Consider the following 24,051-nt stretch of genomic DNA (forward strand, 5'->3'; position numbering starts at 1 on the left):
AGCTCTATTAGTATAGGTAGTTACTCGTAAAAATTATATGATTTTATAGGCTAATTTCGACTTTATTGCATCAAGTCAGCCCTTTCTAACTAGTCAATCAACACCTGAGGACTAAATGTCAATATAAACTGTCAAAAAAATAACATGGCGTATTTATTGCTGTTTTCTACCTGAGCAATTTTTTGCCTTGGCATATAAGATAAGAGCTCGTATTGACTTACTTGCCGACCAATAGGAATGTATAACTAATGAACAAAATATTGAATAGTTTCGCAATAAGTCGATTTAATGAATACTATTTACCTAGCATAAATCGCCATACTTTTGAAAATCTTGACTCAAAAACAATTTATAACAATAAGTTTAAAAAGGCATTTTCGATTAAAGATAAGCTTAATATTATTATTGGAATGGACTCAGGACTGCTAGCAAGTTATGCATTAGAACAGGAAATCGCTTTAGGGTCTAAATTTATATTTATCGAATTGGATGAAGTGCTACCATTATTAATTATAGATATCCCGTCAGCTAAGCAAAAAAACTTTAAGATAGTAAATGAAACTGATTTTCTAGAGCAGTTAGAACAAGAGGATATAAAAATATATCTCGCTAAAGGAGAGTATGAGATTTATGCTTCTCTTGGTGTCACATCCCAACACCTAGAAGCCTATAACTCACTATTTAGCAGAATAGAAAACAAAGTCCAAGATGAATATTTTAATCATAGAGTTTTATTCACCCAAAAAATATTCTTTCAGACTCAACTAGAAAATATCCCAGACAATCACACACCTGCAAAGCTTCTTAGAAACAAATTTGAAGGGAAGACTTGCTTGGTCGTTGCTGGCGGTCCCTCACTTGATGAGCATATTGATTGGATAATAAAGAACAGTGACAATCTTTTCATTATTGCAGTGTCGCGTATTGCAGGTAAGCTAGCTAAACACTCTATTTCAGTTGATATTATCACTTGCGTTGATCCACAAGAGTTTAGCTTTGATGTTAGTCGAGAAATTTTTGCATTAAGTGAAAACACACTTCTAGTAAACTCTTACCACGTTAGTCCAAAAGTACTTTCACAATGGCAAGGACAAAGTATATATCTAGGTCAACGATATCCATGGAGTGGCAAAAAGGATCACGACAACATCATTACTGTCGGGCCGACAGTTACTAATAGTTCGATTCGCCTAGCTGTTGAGATGGGGTTCAAAAAAATACTATTAAGTGGTGTTGATTATTGTTACTCAAGATCTGGATACACTCATGCAAACGGAACAGTTGAAGCTAATCTAGGCCCTAATTTAGGACATAATAATAAATGGGTCGAAACCTATGCAGGCTACCAAGCTGAAACTCCAATACAGCTTGTCCATGCGATGGAGTCACTAGCATCTGAGGCTAAAAAATATCCTAATGTTGACTTTATAAATTTGTCAAAAAATGCTGCAAAAATCGAAGGCATTTCTCATATTTCTACTAAAAATATTATTCTGGATGAACTTGGTAGTAAAATAATTTCTTGCCTAGAAAAGTGCGACACCCAAAATAAAAAAATTGACTTAGAACAAACATTAGATGAATGTAAAAAAGCTAAAGACGATCTCACCAAGCTACTAAAGCTAACAAAGAAAGCGTTAGCGCTATCTAAAAAACTCAATTTAAACTCATTGAACTCTGATGTCATACTTGATGAAGTCAATAAGATTGAAAAAAGTATAAACTCAAAGTACCCAGAGCTAACAAGATTAATTAAAACCTATGGATATCTTGAGTTTTCAAAGTTTCTAACTACAAGAGAAACAGAAAATTGGACTCAATCACACATTAATAAAATGACTATAAATTACTATGATGCATTTAATACTACCTGCCATAACATTCTTAAACTAGTAATAAAATCTTACAAAAAAATAGTTTTTAGAATATTAGAAATTGATTCTAGCTCATTAGCTCCACTCGCCCCTGTCTGGCTAGAAAATCATCAACCTGGTAGAGTTTTCTTATGGTGCAAAAACCATAAAGTTGCATTATCTGACTCGCATGAAAATTTTATTTTTTCACAATTAAAAGATAAATTTGAAGAAGATATCACTCAAGTACGAAAAGCTTATATCGATACGCTAAATAAAGCCTCTGGAATGGAACGCGTCTATAAAAAAATTATGGGACTAAACTCGAATGAAAATAGTTATGGATTATCACTTACAGTCCAAAACTTATTCCCCTTAATTGAATCTGACAATGAAGCTAAAAGGCTGTACCACCTCGCCTTATCATTCCAACTCAGCCTTGAACAGCAGCCGCAGCAGGCATTAGATGCTTTACTTGCTCTGCCTGAAGAACTTTGTACTGAGATGGAGTTAAAGCATATTATTTTACTGGCGCTCAAACTAAGTAACCTTGAGCTTGCAACAGCAACTCTAGTCAAAATTTTGGCTTATAGTGATGAGTACATGCCTCAGTATGCGCATATTTTAAAACTCCAAGGCAAGATTCAAGACTCAGTTAATGTCTACCTAGATTACCTAGAGAAGTATCCATCGGATACACAAACATGGATAAAACTTGGATTATTCATGTTTGAAATCAATCAAGTAGAAGCTTCGCACACTGCATTTTCTAATGCAATTAATGCCGATCCCGATAATCAAGTGGCACGTGATTACTTATCTGAACTCACAAGACTAATGAACGTCTCACAATAACAGGCTCAAGATCACCGAACTCGCATATTCGTGTTCGGTGATTTCACTATTACCTCGCTAGACCGTATAATTAGCCTCGTTTCAGCATTGCTCATCTGCATATCCTAGGAGATTTTGTTTGGCTCATACCTATATACCTTTAGAAACTTACCGCCGTAAGTGGATTTTCAACCACAAAGACTTGCCTGTCACCGACGAGGACAAGGCGCATATCCTGCCGTTAACAGATAAAAGTGCGATGGAAATCTGGAATCAATGGATCAGCAACAAGAGTAGTCGTGCGGAGCAATTTTCTAAGGGAGATTGGGCGGCGAAGGCTGATGCTTGGGTGGAAACAGATCATTGGCAGAGCGCTTGGGATAGTGAAGATAGCAGTTTACCCATCATGTTAGCTGAGTTTATACAATGGCCCGATGAGACGCCGGTGTATTTTTGCTATGAAAAATATCAGATTATTGAAACTCGTTGGGATGTGTTCGTCCGCAATTGGAAGTGTTTTCTTTTCTTTGACGACGGTCCCATTTTGATCTCGCCAAAACAGAAACAAGCGGTGATGTTCGAACAGAGTGGTCAATACAAGCTAGGCACTCGCGGATAATTTATACAGGGCGCTTAACGCTGATGATTTCCCATCGATAGCTTTACGCCAACACTTTTACGCAATAGTTTAGCGCGAGGAGTCATCTTGTTGGCATGCTCATACTTAATGATGAGTATGCCATATTAGCCATTTTCGAATAATGCGTAAACACAATTAGCCTATCTCTCTCCTCTTCTTTAGATTAACATCCGTTTTCGGTGTCGAGTATTTGAGAAGTTTGGGTCAACTTTTTGCTGTAAATACTCATAAAAATCTGCTTAAAACCCAATAATTAAAATAGAAAAATGAGGTGTATTATGAAGTTACTCTCCACTCTTACCCTAGCAAGCGCGCTGTTATTACCCCACACATTAATGGCCAAAGAAGTCTCAGGAGTGCAAGTCGCCGAGACAGTGACATTAGATAGTCAAACATTACAGCTCAATGGCGCGGGCGTTCGCAGTAAGTTCTTTATGGATTTATATGTAGGCAGTTTGTATTTGCCAGCAGCATTGAGTAGCACTACAGCGGTTATTGATGCACCAGTTGCAGCGATACGCCTTAACATTACCTCAGGCATGATCACCTCAGAAAAAATGCGCGATGCGATCACTGAAGGTTTTGAGCAAGCGACTGCAGAAAACACCGCCGATATTCAACCGCAGATAGATACCTTTATGGCGCTGTTTAAGGAAGAAATTAAAGAAGGTGACCAATTTACCTTAGTCGCCAATAAAGCCCGTGGCGTGACAGCCTATAAAAATGGTCAGGAACAAGCCACCATCGAAGGTGAAATGTTCCGTCAAGCATTGTTAAAAATTTGGCTAGGTGATAAGCCAGCCCAGAAAAGCCTCAAAGAGGCCATGCTGGGCAAATAACTGACATTAACGTTAGAATTTGAATTCGATATCCAAGGCCGCTGCGCCTTGGTTATCCATTTCAAGCGCGGCTTGATTTGTCACTTCTAACTCACCATCAAAGTAATAACCAGCATAGAGATTTACGGTTAAAGCAGGCGTTGCTCGCCAACCGCCACGCAGATAGCTCACCCATTCGTTCGTTTCCACAGCAATATCATCATCCTCAATAAGGAATCGCTCAGTACGACGTGAACTCCCCAAACCAATATTCCAATCAGGATTGAATTGATAACTGAGCTCTAGTCCTGCTGGACCACTAAAACCGGCTTGGAATGGATTAGCCAGTGTCCAATGTTCATCTATCTGCCAACGCATGGCAAGATAAGGCACTGTGCGAACTTCATCGATATCATTAAGATACGCGACCCCAAAGCCAATCATGTTTCCCGAATCAAATGCATACATGGCCGATGCCACAATACCGTAACTCTGAGCTTGGCTAGCCGATGCAGTATCGGCGTAGGCATATTGGATCTGCGGCGCTAAAAAGAAGGCCCAATGTTTATCCATGCGATAATTTAACGACACTCCGGCACGGTAACGATTAATATGATCCCAATTCTGTCCGTCGGTGCCAAACAGCGGTGCGACATTGTTTGCGCCAGTAAGCGTGATGTTACGCCAGTCATAATCAAGTCTGTCATAGCCCACACGAAAGCCTAGCGACCATTGCTTATCCAGCGATACATTCATCCCAGCATTCAGTAATAAGCTGTCCCTTTGTAGCTCAGTATTGCCATTGGCCACCTCGGCGCTTTGGGTGCTGATCTGCGTGACACTTAATCTAAAAGGTTTGTATTCCTGCGAAGGTTTATCCGCTGCAATAGCGGCACAGCTCATTAACGGTAACAATAACAAACTGCCTTTCAGCAACCGCTGTTTTACGCTTAATGGTGCGAGTTTTCGATTAGCCACGCTAGCTCCTTGCATTTAAAATAATGAATAAATTTTTGTGCATAATACGCGCTATTGAATAAAAAGGTTCACACTTTCAAAATGAAGATACAAACTAATACCTCTGAAACAAACAAGCCTTCACTCTACCCGATGCGCCCTCAAGAACATGTCAGCACAACCCAATATATAATGATTCCTGTCGTCAAAAAGTTCATCGGCCACTAATCCCAATTCTAATTTAAGCTTTAACTCACCAAACAACATTAAACATAAACGCACTGCACTATGGTGAGCATTACCAAATCGATATTGCCCTAACGCCTCTACAGCGACTAAATAATCCGCCAATAATCCCACTATATGTTTAGGGCCTGCATCAAAGAACAATCGCGACACTTCAGGATGACTTTCGGATTGCGCCACACAGGCTTTGAATACAGTAATAGCTTCAGGACTGACAATCATCTCCCCAAATTGCAAGGCAAATTGGGTTAATGCCGATTCCGGTTTAGTGGGATCACTTAACAAATCATCATTAAGATTATGGCCAACACACTTAGATTCAATTGCCGCAACAAATAATTCATCTTTGCTACCGTAATGGGAATATACGGTTTGTTTCGACACGCCCGCAAGCTTTGCAACCTCATCCATACTGGTATGAGGGAAACCTTGACGACAAAACAAATCAATTGCAGCCATAAGGACTTGCTGACGTTTTTGTTCACTACGGCTCAAAGGTAATTGCGTCTCAGAGGAATGCGTCATATCAACTCTCAAATAGATAGACATAATTAATTGGCATTAGTTAAGCACAAAATAGACTAGACAGTCTAGTTTTGTGCAACTAGACTAGCAAGTCTAGTTACATAGTATTAACGTTTAACTTACAGCGGAAGCCTTTAAAATGGATCGAACTGCCCGACTTTCTTGGCGTACTCTTAGCGTCTGCGTGTTTGCTTTAGCCACATTATCCGCCTGTCAAAAGGAAGTCACCGAACACGCTACGACAGCCACGCTACCCACAGTCACAAGCCAAGCGTTGATCCAGACCCCAAGTTATGAACACTTTCAGACCTTCACTGGCACCATCCGTGCAGGTAATACCACAGGTGTAGGCTTTGAACTAGCGGGAAAGTTAAACAATTTACAGGTCGATTCTGGGAGTAAAGTTAAGCAAGGACAAATACTTGCCGTTCTCGATACCCGGCTACTCGAAGCCGAGCGTCAAGAGATCCAAGCAAGTCTGGCACAAACCCAAGCCGATGTTGATCTGGCCACCAGCACTCTAAAACGTAATCAAGAATTGAAAAAATCGGGCTATGTCTCTGAGCAGCTATTAGATGAAAACCGCTCACAATTAAATAGCTTAGCCGCAGCGAAAAACCGTCTACTTGCCTCGCAGCATGCCAACCAACTTAAGCTCGACAAATCCATTTTAATGGCTCCCTTTGACGGTACCATAAGCCAAAGGCTACATAATCTTGGCGAAGTGATTGCCGCGGGCAGTCCTATCTTCACCTTAGTGGGTAACATCAATCCTGAAGCTTATATTGGTGTTCCTGTTGCGCTAGCGGAGCAATTTAACACCAAACAGCAAGTGCAAGTTAGTGTACGAGATCAAACCTTTACTGCTGAAATTGCCGGTATTAGCGCTGAAGTCAATCCCATCAGTCGTACCCTACAACTAAGAATAAGCCTGCCAAATGATGCCCATGTAATCAATGGCGAAATTGCGTATCTGCATCAACAACAGCAAATCCCGCAACCGGGCTATTGGGTACCCATTTCCGCATTGACGGATGGTATTCGCGGATTATGGAATCTCTATGTCATCGCAAACTATGAACAGCAATCCATCATAGAGCGCCGCGATGTGGAAATCCTCTACACCACCCAAGACATGGCCTACATTCAAGGCGCGATTCAGCCTAATGAAATCTATGTCAGCCAAGGGCTGCATAAGCTGGTCGTAGGCCAAACTGTATCTCCCATTGCTGCAGCCACGAGGTAATTATGATTAAAGCCTTTGTTGAAAACGGCCGCTTAGTCAGCCTCGTTATTGCGCTATTACTTGTCGCAGGCTTTGGTGCAATATCGAGCCTACCGCGTACTGAAGATCCCCACATAACTAACCGTTTCGCCTCTGTGATCACCCCTTATCCTGGCGCCTCAGCCGAGCGGGTAGAAGCCTTAGTGACTGAAGTCATTGAGAACCAGCTCAGACGTTTGGAAGAAATTAAGTTGATCCAATCAACCTCTCGACCAGGGATTTCAGTTATACAGTTAGAATTGAAAGACACAGTTAAAGAAACGGCTCCCGTATGGTCTCGAGCACGGGATTTATTGGCCGATGCGAAAATTAATTTACCTGAGGGCATACAATCTCCCACACTCGATGATCAAATTGGTTATGCCTACACCGCCATCTTAAGTTTAGTGTGGAATAGTAATACGCCCGTACAAGTCGACATGCTAAACCGCTACGCAAAAGAATTACAGAGTCGGCTCAGGCTGTTATCAGGCACGGATTTTATCAAACTTTACGGCGCACCGACCGAAGAAATGCTAGTGCAGCTTGATGGTAACAAGATGAGCCAGTTACAGCTCTCTCCTGCGTCCATCGCCCATATTCTCAGCGGCGCCGACAGTAAAATTGCTGCCGGTGAAATCAACAACCGTGAATTTCGTGCCTTAGTTGAAGCCTCCGGCGAGCTTGATTCTTTAACCCGTATTCGCCAAGTGCCGCTTAAAATTGATAGCCAAGGGCAAATTATTCGCCTCGGCGACATAGCCACTGTGACTCGCCAAGCTCAAACCCCAGCGGATAGCATAGCGTTAGTCGATGGTGAACAAGGCGTAATGGTTGCAGTGCGAATGATCGATAATACCCGTGTTGATCTTTGGCAAGCGCAAGTCAATAACGTCGTTGACGAACTCAATCGCGAAGTCCCCGCTAATATCCAGATCCAATGGCTATTCGAGCAAAACAGTTACACAAGCGAACGACTTGGCGGGCTAGTGGTTAACCTGCTGCAAGGATTTGTCATCATCTTGCTGGTATTACTCCTCACCCTAGGCTTAAGAAACGCCATCATAGTGGCGATTTCATTGCCGCTCACAGCGCTGTTTACCTTGGCCTGCATGAAATATATCGGCCTGCCGATACATCAAATGTCGGTGACAGGACTCGTCGTCGCCCTTGGGATCATGGTGGACAATGCGATAGTGATTGTCGATGCCATATCGCAAAGGCGTCAGCAAGGAATGAGCCGTTTAGCCGCAGTGAGCGAAACCTTACACCACCTTTGGCTGCCCTTAGCGGGATCGACTATCACCACTATTTTGGCTTTTGCGCCCATAGTACTCATGCCCGGTGCTGCGGGGGAATTTGTCGGTGGCATTGCCATGTCAGTGATGTTTGCGCTGCTGGGCTCTTACGTGATTTCCCATACGTTAATTGCAGGGCTCGCGGGACGTTTTAGTCATGAAGGTAAACAGGATGTCTGGTATCAACACGGGATCAACCTCCCGCTAGTGAGCCAATATTTTCAAGCGAGCCTGAGAATTGCCCTTAAACGCCCTATCGTCAGCGCGCTGCTTATCGGCATTACACCAGTATTAGGGTTTTTCGCCTCGGGTAAGATGACGGAGCAATTCTTTCCGCCATCGGACAGGGACATGTTCCAAATTGAAATCTATCTTGCGCCCCATGTGAGTTTAGAAAACACCTTGAACCAAGTGCAGTTGATGGATAAAAAACTCCACGCAGTCACAGGGATCACTCAAGTCGATTGGGTGGTGGGCGGTAATACGCCCTCATTTTATTACAACCTGACGCAGCGCCAACAAGGGGCGACTAACTATGCACAGGCCATGGTAAAAGTGACTGACTTTGAGCGTGCCAATGAGTTAATCCCCGAATTACAACAGCAATTTGATAGCGCTTTTCCCGAAGCGCAAGTACTAGTTCGAAAACTCGAGCAAGGCCCGCCCTTTAATGCGCCAGTGGAGTTAATGATCTTCGGCCCGAATCTAGATACTTTGCGATCATTGGGCGACGAAGTTCGTAATATTCTCGCGCAAACGCCGGACGTACTTCACACACGTGCAACCTTAAGTGCCGGTGCACCTAAGCTGTGGCTACAGGTAAATGAAGATGCCAGTCTAATGAGTGGGTTAAGCCTGACGGACATTGCCAAACAGATCCAAATGTCAACCACAGGCGTTATCGGTGGTAGCGTGCTTGAGCAAACAGAATCCTTACCCGTACGAGTTCGCCTTGCTGATGACAGTCGCGAGCAGGTGAGCCGCCTTTCTGAAATTCAATTAATGACACCTTCGGGTGAGTCTGTTGCATTATCCGCCCTCGCCCACAACGAAGTGCAAGTGAGCCGAGGTGCCATTCCAAGGCGCAACGGCCAAAGGGTTAATACTATAGAAGCCTACATCGTCAGTGGGGTATTACCTGCTCAAGTGCTTAATGATGTTAAAGATAAAGTGGCTCAATTACCGTTGCCATCGGGTTATCGCATTGAAATCGGTGGTGAAAGCGCTAAGCGTAACGAAGCGGTCGGTAATTTACTGTCCAATATGATGTTGGTCGTCACCTTGTTATTAGCCACTGTGGTGTTGTCGTTCAACTCCTTTAGGCTCACGGCGATTATTCTATTGAGCGCGATACAATCGGCAGGACTTGGCCTATTAGCCGTGTTTGTATTTGGTTATCCCTTTGGATTCCCGGTCATCATAGGACTACTTGGATTAATGGGACTTGCCATTAACGCTGCGATTGTGATCTTGGCCGAACTAGAAGATATGCCGAGCGCTCGGCTCGGCGATATGGAAACCATAGTCTCTACCGTCAGCAGCTGTGGTCGTCATATCAGCTCAACGACCATTACCACCGTGGGCGGTTTTATTCCGCTCATCATTGCTGGCGGCGGGTTTTGGCCTCCCTTTGCCATTGCTATCGCGGGCGGCACGCTGCTAACGACTTTACTTTCTCTGGTGTGGGTTCCAACAATGTATTTGCTGCTAATGAGAATCCGTACAGCGAACACCCCATCCGCAATACAAGCTCAAATCGCATCATGAACTAGATATTGATACAGTTTATCTTTAAGGTTTAATCGCTCTAATTTTAACGCTAAAAAGTGCTCATCGGCGGTGGGCACTTTTGTTAACTCCAGCGCCCTAATTTTATTATCGAGTTCATGGTAACGACTAGCCATGGTCGCGAAGACGGTATTATTCACTTTTAAATGCTTAATTTGATCGACAAAATCAGGAAACTCATAAACCAACGCATGATTCTCACCTAGCATATACACTTCTCCTATAATGTGGTTCTAACACTATGAACTCCATTCACCTTAAGCAGCTTAGTCTATACCCTCAGAATACAGCCAGTACTTGGGCATGTTATTTGCTAACATTTCTGCAAAATAAGCCGATGAGTCCAAGTCTAAAACTGCAAAAATATCAACGAAATGAGTTTAAAATTGCAGAAGTTTTAGACCCACATCAAGACTACAGAGTAAAACTTAGGCTACATTGATGTAACCGTTACCTATAGGATCTTACGATGAATTATAAAAATTGGCCTATTGCAAAACAAATTGGCGCCCTCGCGTTTATTCTTACTCTTCTCATCTTTGGCGTACTGAGTACCGTCTCCTATAAAGCCGCTTCAAATGTATTAGAAGATAAAGGTATCAGTGCCATGAAATCTGAAATGCGTGCAGTTTCAGACATGTTAGAGCTGCAGTACGATAGTCTTCTGCAACTTGCGAGACGCAACGCCGATGTTTTTAAGGAAATGTATCCTGGACAATTTAGTCTGCAAAATAAAACTGTCAATGTGATGGGAGTTGGCTCTCCAACCCTAATGCACGAACAAGAACAAGTGAACTCATCAAAAAGTAAAGTCGATCGTTTTGCTAATCTAACTGGCGGTACCGCTACGGTATTCGTGCGTGATGGCGATGACTTTATGCGAGTTTCGACTTCGCTCAAAAAAGCCGATGGCAGCCGTGCACTAGGTACTTCCCTTGGCAAAACACATCCAGGCTATCAAGTGCTGATCAGCGGTAATGAATACGAAGGTTATGCCAAACTTTTCGGCAAAGACTACATGACAGTCTATCGTCCAGTGAAAGACACACAGGGCAAAGTCATTGGCATCTTATATATTGGTTTCGACATCACCAGTTCCTTAAAACAATTACAAGAAGCAGTTAACAGAATCACCTTAGAAGAAAGTGGCCATTTTCTATTAGTACGCAAAGCAGACAATGTGTTGGTCGCCCATCCTAAGTTCAATGCAGGTGACATCATCACCGAAAGTATGCTTGATGGCTTAAGTGTTGCAAATGCCACCCAAAATGATGCGGAATCCCATTACAGCAATAGTAAAAATGAGCCTATGTTTGCCTATAGCCAAACCGTGACGGGCTGGAATTGGGTGCTAGTGGGTCAAGTCAAGGCAAGTGAGCTTAATGAAGAAAGTATGCAATTGCTCACCATCAACGCCATCGTTGCTATCACAGGGATCGCGCTGATCACAGCGCTATTATCAGTTGTCTTAATTCGCGCACTCAAACCTTTGCATGCCCTCCAAGTGCATATGGAAAATTTAGGCAGTGGCGATTTTAGCCATCACTTAGCGCCATCAGAACCACAGAGTCAAAACGAAGTGGATCGAATTACGACCAGCGTATCGACTATGTCCTCAGAGCTCAGGCAATTGATTATTGCATTGCAGGATTCAGTCATGAGTCTAGAGCAACAAGCCTCCAAGGCACAGAGTATCGCGAAGCAAAATGGTGAAGAAGCTCAAGCCCTAATGCTACAAACGGATCAAATCGCAACTGCCATCGAAGAAATGTCGACCTCGATACGTGATGTGGCTAATCATGCCCAAGATGGCGCAGTTCAAAGCCAGCAAGTGGATGCCGCAGCCAAAGAAGGTCAAAACCAACAGACTAAAGTGGTGCAGGATTTACTCAAACTCAGTCAGCAACTCAGCAACAGTCATCAATCGGTTGAAAAAGTCAGCCATGAAAGTGAAGCGATCAGCAAAGTGACCGAAGTCATTAACAGCATTGCCGAGCAAACTAATTTACTCGCATTAAATGCAGCGATTGAAGCGGCGCGCGCAGGCGATCAAGGTCGAGGCTTTGCCGTCGTTGCCGATGAGGTGAGAACTCTCGCCCAGCGGACCCAGTCATCCATTGTAGAAATTGGCCAAACGATTGAAAAGCTGCAAACTCAAGTGAAAAGCACCACAGAACAAATGAGCCAAAGTCATCAATTAGGAATGGAATCTGCAGCACAGGGTGAAGCAACGGGTGAACAACTGAAGGAAATCACCCGTAGGATTGGCGAACTCGCGATTAGCTCACGCAATATTGCCTCGGCTACTGAGCAGCAAAGCAGTGTTGCACAAGAGATAACCCACAATTTGCATCAGATCAGCGAACTCGCTAACGAAGGCGAGCACCGTGCCACTGAAACAGTGCATTCTGCCAATGAACTGTCTTCCTTAGCCGCCGCCTTAAAACGCCAAATAAGCCAGTTTAAGGCATAACTCAAATACGGACTTAGATAACCTGAGCTCGGGATAAGCAGAGCCGCTGAATAGGCATCTTTTCGGGCCTCTCTGCGTTGCTCTGTCTAACCATAGCTCGCTATGGCGTACGACAGAGCGCCTTGATATGCGCAAAAATCTGCGCATTCAGTCAGGAAATAGATTTTTCGCTTTAAACGAATAATTTTATGTAATTGATTTAATTTGTTAAATTTAGATTTTTCGACACTCGTTATCCCGAGTTCAGGTTAGATACAGAGTTAGTGCTTTATCAAACGTTAAATGCCGCCCTAACTGGGCGGCATTTTTTATAACAGCACTAGGAGCCACATTTAAGAAATGGATTTGGGACTTTGATTTAGGAGCCTGACGTAAAGGAGTAATGGAGAAAATATCTTTAACCATGCGAGCAAGCATCTGCAGAGAGCACAATCAAAAAGCGATGATATCAGGCCTATTCGCTGCAGTTACATCACCACTCTGCAGCGAAGTTAACTGCTTGGCCTAATACGATAACGCCGCTCTACTTCAAACTAAAATAACCTCAGCCATCAAAAAATCCCAATAAAAAACCCCGCTGATGCGAGGTTTTTAAATCGAGTTTAGACGTTACTCGGCATCTTCTGCCGATCTGTCCATGTTCTCTGTATTCTCAAGCCACAGGGCATTGATAATCCCAAAAGAACAGGCCAACAAAACCCCTAATATCCACGTAAAATACCACATAGCAGATGCTCCTTAATGCCTAATAGAGTGAGGCTTTGTTATCTTCAATATGCTTACGGCCGATACGACCAAACATCTTGTAGTAAGTCCAGACAGTGTAGCTCAACACTATAGGTACGAAAATCGCTGCAGCAGCAGTCATAACACCTAAGGTCATTTTACTGGCTGTTGCATCCCACATAGTCAAACTGACGTTAGGGTTAAGTGATGATGGCATGACGAATGGGAACATTGCTGCACCGCAGGTCAAAATCACCATAGCCACAGTGAGTGAGCTGAATAGGAACGCAAAACCTGAACGGTTAAAGCGGCTAACCAAAATCACTAGTAGAGGCAATGCCACACCTAAGATAGGAAACAGCATAGTGATGGGGTATTTGTCATAGTTGGCAAGCCAAGCACCCGCTTCAATTGCGACGGTTTTCATGGCTGGGTTAGAAACCGCATTATGGTCCAGTACTGAAGTCACTACATAACCATCAATACCATTGGCTAACCACACACCCGCAGCAGCAAACAACACTGCCACTAACAGTGCGAAGAATTGCGTGGCTTTCGCAGCACGAACACGCAGCTCACTGTCAGTCTTCATTTGTAGCCAAGAAGCGCCTTGCATCATAAACATGCTCACGCTCACAAGACCTGCCAGCAAACCGAAAGGATTCAACAGGCCGAACAGACCACCGTGATAAGTCGCACGTAGGAACTCGTCGAATTCAAAAGGCACACCTTGCAACAAGTTACCAAAGGCCACGCCTATGATCAGCGGTGGCACAAAACCACCGGCAAACAAGGCCCAATCCCATGACTTACGCCACTTTGGATTTTCGATTTTAGAACGATAATCGAATCCGACTGGACGCATGTAGAGGGCAAACAGCACTAACATCATGGCGACATAGAAGCCAGAGAAAGACACTGCATACACCATAGGCCAAGCGGCAAATAACGCACCGCCTGCTGTGATTAACCACACTTGGTTGCCGTCCCAATGGGGAGCAATAGTGTTAACCATGATACGGCGTTCAGTATCGTCTTTGCCTATAATTGGCAGTAACGCACCGACACCCATGTCAAAACCATCAGTAACCGCAAATCCGATGAACAGTACGCCGATCAGAGCCCACCAGATAACTCTTAATATTTCATAATCAAACATAATGAAATCCTCTGCTTAGGCTTCTAGGTTCTCGAAATGATAACGACCAGTTTTCAAACTGCTCGGACCAATGCGGGCAAACTTAAACATCAAGAACATCTCAATCACCAGCAGTACAGTGTAGAACAAGGTGATAGAAAGGATACTGAACCATAAGTCGCCAGTCGTTAAGCTTGACGCAGACATAAAGGTCGGTAGTACCTCAGAAATCGTCCAAGGTTGACGACCATACTCAGCCACAAACCAACCACACTCAATCGCGATCCAAGGCAATGGCAAGCTATAAAGTGCAGCTTTAAGTACCCATTTTTTCTCGGCGATTTGATGACGTGTGCTTTGCCAGAATGCCGCAGCAAATACGAACAGCATGATAAAGCCTAGACCTACCATCACACGGAAGCTCCAGAAAATCGGTGCTACGTTCGGGATAGAATCTTTAGCAGCTGCTTTAATTTGCTCTTCAGTCGCATCGACCACTTTGTCTGTGTAGCGTTTCAGTAAGAAACCGTAGCCTAAGTCGACTTTCGCTTCTTCAAAAGCAGCACGTAGTTCAGGCGTTTCTTCACCCGCACGCAGTTTCACTAGCATGGCATAGGCTTTCATACCGTTACGGATACGCACTTCATGCTCAGCAATCAAGTCATGAATACCAGTCACTTCTTCATCCAACGAGCGTGTTGCCACTATACCCATCGCATAAGGAATTTTGACTGCAAAATCTGTTTTCATGGTTTCTTGATTCGGAAAACCGACAGCAGTAAAGGCCGCTGGAGCAGGCTCTGTATGCCACTCAGCTTCAATCGCTGCTAACTTAACGCGCTGTGCTTCACCCACTTTATAGCCAGATTCGTCACCTAACACGATAACCGACAGAATCGCCGCCATACCAAAGCTTGCCGCAATCGCGAATGAGCGACGGGCAAAAGGTAAGTCACGTTTCTTGAGGATGTAATAAGCACTGATCGCCAGTACAAACATGGCACCCGCCACATAACCCGAAGCGACGGTGTGAACAAACTTCACCTGCGCGACAGGGTTAAACACAACCTCAGCGAAGCTGGTCATTTCCATACGCATGGTTTCGTAGTTGAACACTGAACCCACAGGGTTTTGCATCCAACCGTTTGCCACTAGGATCCACAATGCCGACATGTTAGAACCAAAGGCCACTAACCAAGTCACGACTAAATGCTGACGCTTAGTGAAACGATCCCAACCGAAGAAGAACATACCCACGAAGGTAGATTCAAGGAAGAAGGCCATTAAACCTTCAATAGCCAGAGGCGCACCAAAGATGTCCCCTACGTAATGCGAATAGTAAGACCAGTTAGTACCAAACTGGAATTCCATTGCCAAACCTGTGGTAACCCCCAAGGCAAAGTTAATACCAAATAACTTACCCCAGAACTTAGTCATATCTTTATAAATTTGTTTATCTGTCATCACATACAGTGATTCCATGATAGCCAGCAAAAATGCCAACCCCAAAGTCAAGGGAACAAATAGGAAGTGATACATGGCTGTCAGCGCAAACTGCAACCGCGATAGCTCAACAACCTCTTCAACAATCATCGGTGACTCCTTACTTGGTGCGTCCAATTGCTATGACAAAACCCGCGTCAATCACAGCAAGTGCCTTTGTAGGATAGTGAGTTTTCATTTTGTGTTTATATCTGCGACAACAGTATAAACCGTTAAATTTAATCTTTTGCATTAGTTCGAAGCAGCAAGGGCTAAAAAGTACCAATATCTGTTGCATATTGAGACGCGAGTCACACTATCGCAAGTAACTGAGACCGACGCCCTACCACTCACTCAATCAAATGATTTCATCGATATAAATATCAGATAGTTAAGATATTTATTCATTTTCATTTGTGGCTATTTTATACCACCTCGCTTTGATGCAAATCAATCAAACTCAGGGGTTTAGGTGGGTTTTGCGGTGAGGAACACACTTCCCCACCAGAGAGGATTGACAATCGAGAAAAACAAGAGTAGTGAGCAGCCATTAATTAATATAAAGTCATACTTTTACCAACTAGGCAGTAAAAATCAGCTCTAATCATCAAAAAACCAATAAATAAATAATGTTGCAACAAATTAACTAAAAAATATTGTCACAAATTTAAGTGAGCCATAATTTAAAACCTTTAAAATCAAATATAAATACATATAAATATAAAAAATCACAATCGAACAGGCTAAAATGCATTAGTTTTAATAATGAATATTTGTATTTTTTCTCGTTTGAGAAGCTAACCTAAGTTGTTTAATATATGTCCTGTGTTAAGGAGACAATTTGGTAGAACTGGTGTCGTAGCCCAGCCAAGACCAACTTCGCGCACATAGGTACTAACTTTTGGTGTGGAGATATCGATATGACTAAATTATTTGAACGTCTGGTTAACAGCTACAAGCGTGTTTTTGTTGAACTTTATACAGCTAATGAGCTGAAATAATCCCCAGAATTACTCGTGAAATTTATTGCATTTATGTGAAGTTTTGTTAGCGCAAAACGGGCCCCCATCTCCCTGAGATTGGGGGCTTTTTCTATATTAAGACCCTAGCATCCCCCAACAACTCCAAAACCCCATAAAACACCACGCCCCGTATCAAATGCGCAACATACCTATTAATAGGTATTTACCGATTAAAGTGGCTATTTTGCCACTTTAGTCCATTAGATTATTTGCAACAAGCGTTAATAATTTGAAATACAATCACTTCCATAAAATGCATTTTATATATAAAAAAAGGAGCGAAATTATCGCTCCTTTTTTACGCTTTCATTAACCTGCTTTTACCACTCAACAAAGGCAAAAGCCGTTGACTTTAAACGCTTAACCTAAGGTCACTCGTGCATTACGGAACATACGCATCCAAGGGCTATCTTCACCCCAAGCATCTGGATGCCAAGAGTTCGCCACAGTTCTGAACACACGTTCGGGGTGCGGCATCATCAAGGTTACGCGGCCATCGGTGGTACAAATCCCAGTCAAGCCATTTGGCGAGCCGTTCGGGTTTTGTGGATACTGAGTCGCGATATTCCCCTTACCATTGACAAAACGCAGCGCAATCGTGCCTGACGCTTCGGCAATCGCCAGCGCTTCAGGGCTAGCAAACTCAGCCAAACCTTCACCGTGGGATACAGCAATGGGCATACGTGAACCTGCCATACCTTGGAAGAATAACGACGGGCTCTGTTGCACTTCAACTAAGCTAAAACGCGCTTCAAAACGCTCCGAGCGGTTACGCACAAAACGTGGCCAGTGCTCGCTGCCTGGGATAATTTCTTTCAGGTTTGACAGCATTTGACAACCATTACACACGCCAAGGGCGAAACTTGAGTCACGTTCAAAGAAACGAGAAAACTCATCGCGAGCACGCTCATTAAACAAAATCGACTTAGCCCAACCTTCACCCGCACCTAATACGTCACCGTAGGAGAAGCCACCACAGGCCACTAGGCCTTGAAACTCACCTAGGCTGATACGGCCAGATAAAATATCCGACATGTGTACGTCGCGGCTTTCAAATCCGGCACGATCAAAAGCAGCGGCCATTTCTACGTGGGAGTTAACGCCCTGCTCACGCAAAATCGCCATCTTAGGCGCAGCGCCCTTAAGAATATAAGGCGCGGCAACATCAGTGCTTGGATCAAAACTTAAGTTAACGGTTAAGCCTAAATCGGTTTCGTCTTGCTTAAGTTTGAACTCTTCAAGCGCGCACGCTGGGTTATCACGCAGAGCTTGCATACGATACGTGGTTTCTGACCACACAGTACGCAGCGCTACACGGGTATCACTGAAGATTTCACGCGCGCCATCTTTAATGGTGATGCGTTGATCGTCGGCTAGAGTTCCGATCACATGGCAAGGCACGCCAGCGATAGCGAACTGAGCGGCAATTTTCGCAGCATTGTCACGGCTCACTTGCAGCACAGCGCCGAGCTCCTCATTAAAGAGTCGTTCTAAATCAGTGCCCTGCAAGTCTTCTACATCTATGTCTAAACCTGTATTACCGGCAAAAGCCATTTCCACTAAGGTAGTGAATAAACCACCGTCGCTACGGTCGTGGTAAGCGATAACCGACTTCTTAGCCACCAGATTTTGCATCGTTTCGAAGAAACCGCGCAGCAGTGCAGCATCGTCAAGATCCGGCGCAATATCACCCAGCTCACCAAACACTTGGGCTAAACAAGAACCGCCTAAACGATTTTTGCCCGCACCTAAATCCACTAACAGTAAAGACGTTTCGCCTTTATCGGTGCGTAGCTCTGGCGTCACTGTATTGCGAATATCTTGCACCACACCAAAGGCGGTAATGACCAATGACATAGGCGACGTCACGGTTTTATCCGCGCCATCTTGCTGCCATGCAGTCTTCATCGACATAGAGTCTTTACCGACCGGAATGGTCAGGCTCAGCTCTGGACACAATTCTTCACCTACGGCTTTCACCGCTTCATAAAGACCCGCATCTTCACCAGGGTGACCCGCGGCAGACATCCAGTTGGCAGAAAGCTTAATACGCTTAAATGCACCGATATCGGCACCAGCGATATTCATGATTGACTCAGCCACAGCCATACGGGCAGAGGCGCCAAAGTCTAGTAGCGCTAGCGGTGTACGTTCACCCAGTGACATAGCTTCACCGGCGTAGGTATCAAAGCTTGCCGCTGTGACCGCGCAATCGGCCACAGGCACTTGCCATGGGCCCACCATTTGGTCACGGTTCACTAAACCCGTAACTGTGCGGTCGCCAATAGTGATAAGGAAGGTTTTATCCGCAACTGTAGGCAAGCTCAGTACGCGTTTAACCGCTTCTTTAACTTCAATATTATCTTGCGCTAACGCGGGTGATACCGCTTTAGCCGATACCACATCGCGGCTCATCTTAGGCGCTTTGCCTAATAAGACTTCGAGCGGTAAATCGATAGGATTATTATCGAAATGGCTGTCGCTAAGCGTTAAATGTTTCTCAGCTGTTGCTTCCCCCACAACCGCAAACGGGGCACGCTCACGCTCACAAATTGCAGTAAATAGTGCGAGGTTTTCAGGGGCAACGGACATCACATAACGTTCTTGTGATTCGTTACACCAGATTTCCAGCGGGCTCATGCCAGGCTCATCTGAAGGCACGTTACGCAGATTGAATAAACCGCCGCGCTCGCCGTCATTCACAAGTTCAGGGAAAGCGTTCGACAAACCGCCCGCGCCCACATCGTGGATAAATTGGATAGGGTTTTTATCGCCAAGCTGCCAACATCGGTCAATCACTTCCTGACAACGACGTTCCATTTCGGGGTTTTCACGTTGCACAGAAGCAAAATCTAAGTCTTCACTCGATTGACCCGATGCCATAGATGAAGCAGCGCCGCCGCCCAAACCAATGTTCATCGCAGGGCCACCCAGCACAATCAGCTTAGCGCCGACGGTGATTTCGCCCTTCTGTACATGCTCTTCGCGAATGTTACCCAAACCACCGGCTAACATAATCGGCTTATGGTAACCACGGACTTCTACGCCGTTATGGCTGCTGACTTCCTGCTCGTAGGTACGGAAATAACCGACCAATGCCGGACGACCAAACTCGTTGTTAAATGCCGCGCCGCCCAGTGGGCCTTCGGTCATGATGTCCAGCGCACTGACGATGCGCTCTGGCTTGCCATAGTTACCTTCCCATGGCTGAACAAAACCCGGGATTTTTAAATTGGATACGCTAAAGCCCGTTAAACCGGCTTTAGGTTTAGAACCACGACCTGTCGCGCCTTCATCACGGATTTCACCACCTGAACCGGTTGCAGCGCCAGGATAGGGGCTGATGGCGGTTGGATGGTTGTGGGTTTCCACTTTCATCAGGATGTGCATAGGTTCAGTATGGTAGTTGTACACCCCATCTGGATCGGGGAAGAAACGACCGGCAACCGAGCCTTCCATCACAGCAGCGTTATCTTTGTAGGCAGATAACACGTGATCAGGCGTGGTTTCAAAGGTGTTCTTAATCATTTTGAACAATGACTTAGGCTGAACTTCACCGTCAATGGTCCAATCTGCGTTAAAAATCTTATGACGACAATGCTCAGAGTTCGCCTGAGCAAACATCATCAATTCGATGTCATGGGGATTACGGCCTAAACGGACGAAGTTCTCGACTAAATAGTCGATTTCATCTTCGGCTAAGGCAAGCCCCAATTCAGTGTTAGCCACTTCAAGTGCGCGGCGACCTTCCCCAAGAATATTGACGCTCTTAAACGGCGCAGGCTCAGTGCGTTTGAACAGCACATCGGCTTTGGTAAAATCATCGAGGATAATTTCAACCATGCGATCGTGCAGCAACGCATTTAAAGCTTGTTGCTGAGGCGCTGTCAGTGCATCTGACTCGACATAATACGCAACGCCTCGCTCCAAACGCTTCACTTTACCAAGGCCACAATTGTGCGCGATGTCAGTGGCTTTTGAAGACCAAGGAGAAATAGTACCGGGGCGAGGAGTGACAAACAGGAGTGAACCTTGGGGGATATGAGCTTCTATCGCAGGTCCATAGGTGAGAATTTTTTCAAGTTGCTGGCGTTCATTTGTATCGAGCAACTCGCTCAAATCCGCTAAATGGACATACTCAGCATAGATTTGGCGTACCGGAAGCGCCGCGTTTTCGCAGGCCTCCATCAGCTTTTGCACCCTAAACGTCGAGAGTGCAGGGGCTCCGCGGATGATCTCCATCACGTCTATTCACCTTATTATTTATTATTGCAGGGGTCAGAGGTGGCGCTATTATAAGGAAATGTCTGTCACAAATCACCTGCGACCTTACGCAAAACAGTGTTTCCTGTGATATAAAAAGCCCAGTATTGTGTCGGCTGTACTTTCCCCCAGAATGATTTTTTTTCGAAATCGCAGACAAACGGATATAATCCCACCAATGTCAGCCAGTTCACCACTAATGCCCCACTGTTAACTCGCTATCTATAATATTGATTTTATTTACTATAAGTACATTTAATGACTCGATTTCTGTTCGCTCTTATCTTAGGTTTCCTACTGACTGCCTGTCAGCAGGTGACCGTGGACGAAACAGAATTCGTGCCAAAAAAGTTAACTGAGCTAAGAGTCGGTACACTTTACGGCCCACAGATTTATATGACCTCGGGCCAAGGTGATAGCGGTTTCGATTACGATATGGCGGTATTGTTTGCCGAATACTTAAATGTGCCCTTAAAAATGGTGCCCTACACAAACCGTATCGAGTTGTACGAAGCCCTCAAAAAGAATGAAATCGATATTATTGCTGCAGGCATGACAGAAACGCCCACAAGGCGAGAACAGTTCCGCTTAGGTCCACCGCTATACCGGGTGAATCAAGTGTTGGTGTATCGCGAAGGCATGCCAACCCCAAAAGACATCAGCGACTTAAAAGGCAAGATCACCGTTATCGCCGACTCTTCCTTCGTCGAGACCTTGACCCAGTTGCAAAAGCATTATCCAACGCTGGTGTGGGATCAAATTACCGACAAAGACAGTGAAGAGTTGTTGGCTATGATTGCCAACAAAGAAATTGACTACACTATCGCCGACTCCAGCAGCGTACAGATCAACCGTCGCTACCTGCCCGACCTACGCTCAGGCCCTGTGCTAGAAGAAAAACTCGATGTGATCTGGCTATTACCTCCCACTCACAGTGATGAACTTATGAGTAAATTGCTGGCCTTTTGGCACCAAGAGAAGCTTGCCGGTACGCTGGATCATCTCAACGAGAAATACTTTGGTCATGTAAAACGCTTCGATTATATCGATACTCGCGCATTTATCCGTGCCATTGAGACAGTATTGCCGCGTTATCGACAATTATTTGAAACCCATGCAGGCAATTTAGATTGGCGTAAACTGGCAGCAACCAGCTATCAAGAATCACATTGGAATCCTAATGCCCGCTCGGCCACAGGAGTGCGTGGCATGATGATGTTGACTCAACCAACCGCCAAAGAGATTGGGATCACCAACCGACTCGATGCCGAAGAAAGTATTCGCGGCGGCGCGGCGTATTTGAACGATATGATCAATCGCCTGCCAGAATCGATCCCCGAGAGTCAACGCATGTGGTTTGCGCTGGCCTCTTACAACATAGGATATGCCCATATTGAAGATGCACGTAAGCTTGCGGAATCGATGGAGTTAAATCCCAATGCTTGGCGAGATTTAAAAAAGGTACTACCGCTACTGCAAAAGCGTAAATATTATCAAAAAACACGTTATGGTTACGCCCGAGGCAGTGAAGCCGTTCATTACGTCGACAGCATCCGTCGCTACTATGACACGCTAGTCTGGGTGGATAATCAGTCGAAACAACCCGACCCCGATGATGACTCGAGCGACCTTACTGCGGAAGAACCCGTACTTCCAGCAGGAACGTTAAGTCCTGATCAACCTAAATAGCTTAACTCGTTAGCGCTCAGGTGCATGGGCCAAACGACAATCCAACAACTCACTTCTTATATATCAAGTACAGAGTTTTACGTAACAAGAACACCAACATAAAAACTCAAGATGTACGTAGATGTCTTCAACAAGGTCAGATACTAAGCAACAGGCAAGCTGAATTAAGGTTTATCAACCTAACTCAAATTTGCGATGAAAAACATCGCTTAGTTCAGCTTATCTGACCAGTGCTATTGCTGCACTCCTGTGCAACTGCTACTGTCTTGGGTTATGACCTAAGATAAATCTCTGTAGGGCATCGATAATAACAATTAATGGGGTCAATATGAGAAGAAAAACCATCAACAATACCGTTGCGCGTCGTCGTACTTTGCTAAAAATTCGTCATCGCCGTATTTTAAATCGTCAAAAACTCTTCTTTACTTTTATTCAGTCTCAGGATTAATTCTGTCACGTTAATCGTCACTTACCAATAGCTTGCTGCGCCTTTTGAGCCTGTTTCAGGGCTTTTTTCTCTTCCCTGCGACGTTTAAAAAAACGACTCAATTGCGCGCTACAAGCATCGGCCAGCACCCCTGATGTGACTTCAACTTGGTGATTAAACGCCGGATGTTGCAATAAATTCACCACAGTACCCGCTGCACCCGTTTTTTCATCCCGTGCGCCAAATACCACACGAGCAATTCTGCTATGCACCATAGCGCCCGCACACATAGCGCAAGGCTCGAGGGTGACATATAAAGTCGCATCTAAAAGACGATAGTTTTCGACCAAACGCCCCGCTTCCCGCAAACATAAAATTTCCGCATGGGCGCTAGGATCGTGCTGGCTAATGGATAAATTGTAACCCGTCGCAATCTGCTGACCGTCTTTGACCAATACCGCACCCACAGGTACTTCGCCCTCAGCTTCAGCTTTCTCGGCCATCAGCATCGCGACTTGCATCCAATGTTCATCTTGCTGAGATTGTTCGTCTTGTTGCGTTTGCACCACTTACACCTTATCTCTTTTAGCAAAAAATAAAGCCGGATT

Annotated in this window: 15 protein-coding genes; 7 read left to right on the forward strand and 8 right to left on the reverse strand. The window is 44.7% G+C overall.

The annotated features are described in order from the left end of the window. Positions 1 to 248: 248 nt before the first annotated feature. The 3 genes from HGO26_RS08355 to HGO26_RS08365 all read left to right on the forward strand — a co-directional run bounded on the left by HGO26_RS08355 (position 249) and on the right by HGO26_RS08365 (position 4,166). Positions 249 to 2,708, forward strand: a complete 2,460-nt coding sequence (locus tag HGO26_RS08355; protein ID WP_168824502.1) for a 6-hydroxymethylpterin diphosphokinase MptE-like protein — start codon at positions 249 to 251, stop codon at positions 2,706 to 2,708. A 118-nt stretch (positions 2,709 to 2,826) separates the two neighbouring features. After that, positions 2,827 to 3,306, forward strand: coding sequence for a DUF2947 domain-containing protein (locus HGO26_RS08360; RefSeq protein WP_168824504.1), 480 nt, complete (start codon positions 2,827 to 2,829; stop codon positions 3,304 to 3,306). 299 nt (positions 3,307 to 3,605) lie between these two features. After that, a complete protein-coding gene (locus tag HGO26_RS08365; RefSeq protein WP_168824506.1) occupies positions 3,606 to 4,166 on the forward strand; it encodes a chalcone isomerase family protein in 561 nt (186 codons plus the stop codon). A gap of 12 nt (positions 4,167 to 4,178) precedes the next feature. On the opposite strand, the gene HGO26_RS08370 is transcribed toward HGO26_RS08365, so the two are convergent. Continuing rightward, positions 4,179 to 5,123, reverse strand: coding sequence for a DUF6268 family outer membrane beta-barrel protein (locus HGO26_RS08370; protein ID WP_168824508.1), 945 nt, complete (start codon positions 5,121 to 5,123; stop codon positions 4,179 to 4,181). 120 nt (positions 5,124 to 5,243) lie between these two features. Beyond that, positions 5,244 to 5,873, reverse strand: a complete 630-nt coding sequence (locus HGO26_RS08375) for a TetR/AcrR family transcriptional regulator (RefSeq protein WP_168824510.1) — start codon at positions 5,871 to 5,873, stop codon at positions 5,244 to 5,246. A 139-nt stretch (positions 5,874 to 6,012) separates the two neighbouring features. Between HGO26_RS08375 and HGO26_RS08380 the strand changes: the two genes are divergently transcribed. Together HGO26_RS08380 and HGO26_RS08385 are read left to right on the forward strand one after the other, a co-directional pair. After that, a complete protein-coding gene (locus HGO26_RS08380) occupies positions 6,013 to 7,119 on the forward strand; it encodes an efflux RND transporter periplasmic adaptor subunit (RefSeq protein WP_168824512.1) in 1,107 nt (368 codons plus the stop codon). A gap of 2 nt (positions 7,120 to 7,121) precedes the next feature. Beyond that, positions 7,122 to 10,202, forward strand: coding sequence for an efflux RND transporter permease subunit (locus HGO26_RS08385; RefSeq protein WP_168824514.1), 3,081 nt, complete (start codon positions 7,122 to 7,124; stop codon positions 10,200 to 10,202). Here HGO26_RS08385 and HGO26_RS08390 read toward each other — a convergent pair. Next, positions 10,187 to 10,432 (reverse strand): HP1242/YdcH family protein, encoded by a 246-nt coding sequence (locus HGO26_RS08390; protein WP_113939445.1) that lies wholly within the window; start codon positions 10,430 to 10,432, stop codon positions 10,187 to 10,189. The two genes, HGO26_RS08385 and HGO26_RS08390, sit on opposite strands and share 16 nt — an antisense overlap. 260 nt (positions 10,433 to 10,692) lie before the next feature. On the opposite strand from HGO26_RS08390, the gene HGO26_RS08395 reads away from it, so the two are divergent. Beyond that, complete coding sequence (locus HGO26_RS08395) at positions 10,693 to 12,696, forward strand: methyl-accepting chemotaxis protein (RefSeq protein ID WP_168824516.1); 2,004 nt, start codon at positions 10,693 to 10,695, stop codon at positions 12,694 to 12,696. A gap of 609 nt (positions 12,697 to 13,305) precedes the next feature. Here HGO26_RS08395 and cydX read toward each other — a convergent pair. From cydX to purL, 4 genes are all read right to left on the reverse strand, one after another. Further along, positions 13,306 to 13,422 (reverse strand): cytochrome bd-I oxidase subunit CydX, encoded by a 117-nt coding sequence (gene cydX / locus HGO26_RS08400; protein ID WP_011788717.1) that lies wholly within the window; start codon positions 13,420 to 13,422, stop codon positions 13,306 to 13,308. Between the two features lie 19 nt (positions 13,423 to 13,441). Next, on the reverse strand, positions 13,442 to 14,581 hold the full coding sequence (cydB, locus tag HGO26_RS08405) for a cytochrome d ubiquinol oxidase subunit II (protein ID WP_028761243.1): 1,140 nt from the start codon (positions 14,579 to 14,581) through the stop codon (positions 13,442 to 13,444). A 15-nt stretch (positions 14,582 to 14,596) separates the two neighbouring features. Continuing rightward, positions 14,597 to 16,153, reverse strand: coding sequence for a cytochrome ubiquinol oxidase subunit I (locus HGO26_RS08410; RefSeq protein ID WP_028761244.1), 1,557 nt, complete (start codon positions 16,151 to 16,153; stop codon positions 14,597 to 14,599). A 1,271-nt stretch (positions 16,154 to 17,424) separates the two neighbouring features. Continuing rightward, positions 17,425 to 21,306 (reverse strand): phosphoribosylformylglycinamidine synthase, encoded by a 3,882-nt coding sequence (purL, locus tag HGO26_RS08415; RefSeq protein WP_168824618.1) that lies wholly within the window; start codon positions 21,304 to 21,306, stop codon positions 17,425 to 17,427. Between the two features lie 279 nt (positions 21,307 to 21,585). On the opposite strand from purL, the gene mltF reads away from it, so the two are divergent. Beyond that, positions 21,586 to 23,016: a membrane-bound lytic murein transglycosylase MltF gene (gene mltF / locus HGO26_RS08420; protein WP_168824519.1), complete on the forward strand. Its 1,431-nt coding sequence runs from the start codon at positions 21,586 to 21,588 to the stop codon at positions 23,014 to 23,016. Between the two features lie 465 nt (positions 23,017 to 23,481). Here mltF and tadA read toward each other — a convergent pair whose 3' ends face one another. Then, on the reverse strand, positions 23,482 to 24,009 hold the full coding sequence (gene tadA, locus HGO26_RS08425) for a tRNA adenosine(34) deaminase TadA (RefSeq protein WP_411569072.1): 528 nt from the start codon (positions 24,007 to 24,009) through the stop codon (positions 23,482 to 23,484). Positions 24,010 to 24,051 lie beyond the last annotated feature (42 nt).

Source organism: Shewanella oncorhynchi (genome assembly GCF_012584455.1).
Taxonomy (GTDB): domain Bacteria; phylum Pseudomonadota; class Gammaproteobacteria; order Enterobacterales; family Shewanellaceae; genus Shewanella; species Shewanella oncorhynchi.

Bases quoted from the DNA above. Each gene is read 5' to 3' on its own strand.
- cydX (WP_011788717.1), bottom strand. From the start codon at position 13,422: ATGTGGTATTTTACGTGGATATTAGGGGTTTTGTTGGCCTGTTCTTTT.
- HGO26_RS08380 (WP_168824512.1), top strand. From the start codon at position 6,013: ATGGATCGAACTGCCCGACTTTCTTGGCGTACTCTTAGCGTCTGCGTG.
- HGO26_RS08390 (WP_113939445.1), bottom strand. From the start codon at position 10,432: ATGCTAGGTGAGAATCATGCGTTGGTTTATGAGTTTCCTGATTTTGTC.
- purL (WP_168824618.1), bottom strand. From the start codon at position 21,306: ATGGAGATCATCCGCGGAGCCCCTGCACTCTCGACGTTTAGGGTGCAA.
- HGO26_RS08395 (WP_168824516.1), top strand. From the start codon at position 10,693: ATGAATTATAAAAATTGGCCTATTGCAAAACAAATTGGCGCCCTCGCG.
- HGO26_RS08410 (WP_028761244.1), bottom strand. From the start codon at position 16,153: ATGATTGTTGAAGAGGTTGTTGAGCTATCGCGGTTGCAGTTTGCGCTG.
- HGO26_RS08365 (WP_168824506.1), top strand. From the start codon at position 3,606: ATGAAGTTACTCTCCACTCTTACCCTAGCAAGCGCGCTGTTATTACCC.
- cydB (WP_028761243.1), bottom strand. From the start codon at position 14,581: ATGTTTGATTATGAAATATTAAGAGTTATCTGGTGGGCTCTGATCGGC.
- HGO26_RS08375 (WP_168824510.1), bottom strand. From the start codon at position 5,873: ATGACGCATTCCTCTGAGACGCAATTACCTTTGAGCCGTAGTGAACAA.
- HGO26_RS08385 (WP_168824514.1), top strand. From the start codon at position 7,122: ATGATTAAAGCCTTTGTTGAAAACGGCCGCTTAGTCAGCCTCGTTATT.
- mltF (WP_168824519.1), top strand. From the start codon at position 21,586: ATGACTCGATTTCTGTTCGCTCTTATCTTAGGTTTCCTACTGACTGCC.
- HGO26_RS08355 (WP_168824502.1), top strand. From the start codon at position 249: ATGAACAAAATATTGAATAGTTTCGCAATAAGTCGATTTAATGAATAC.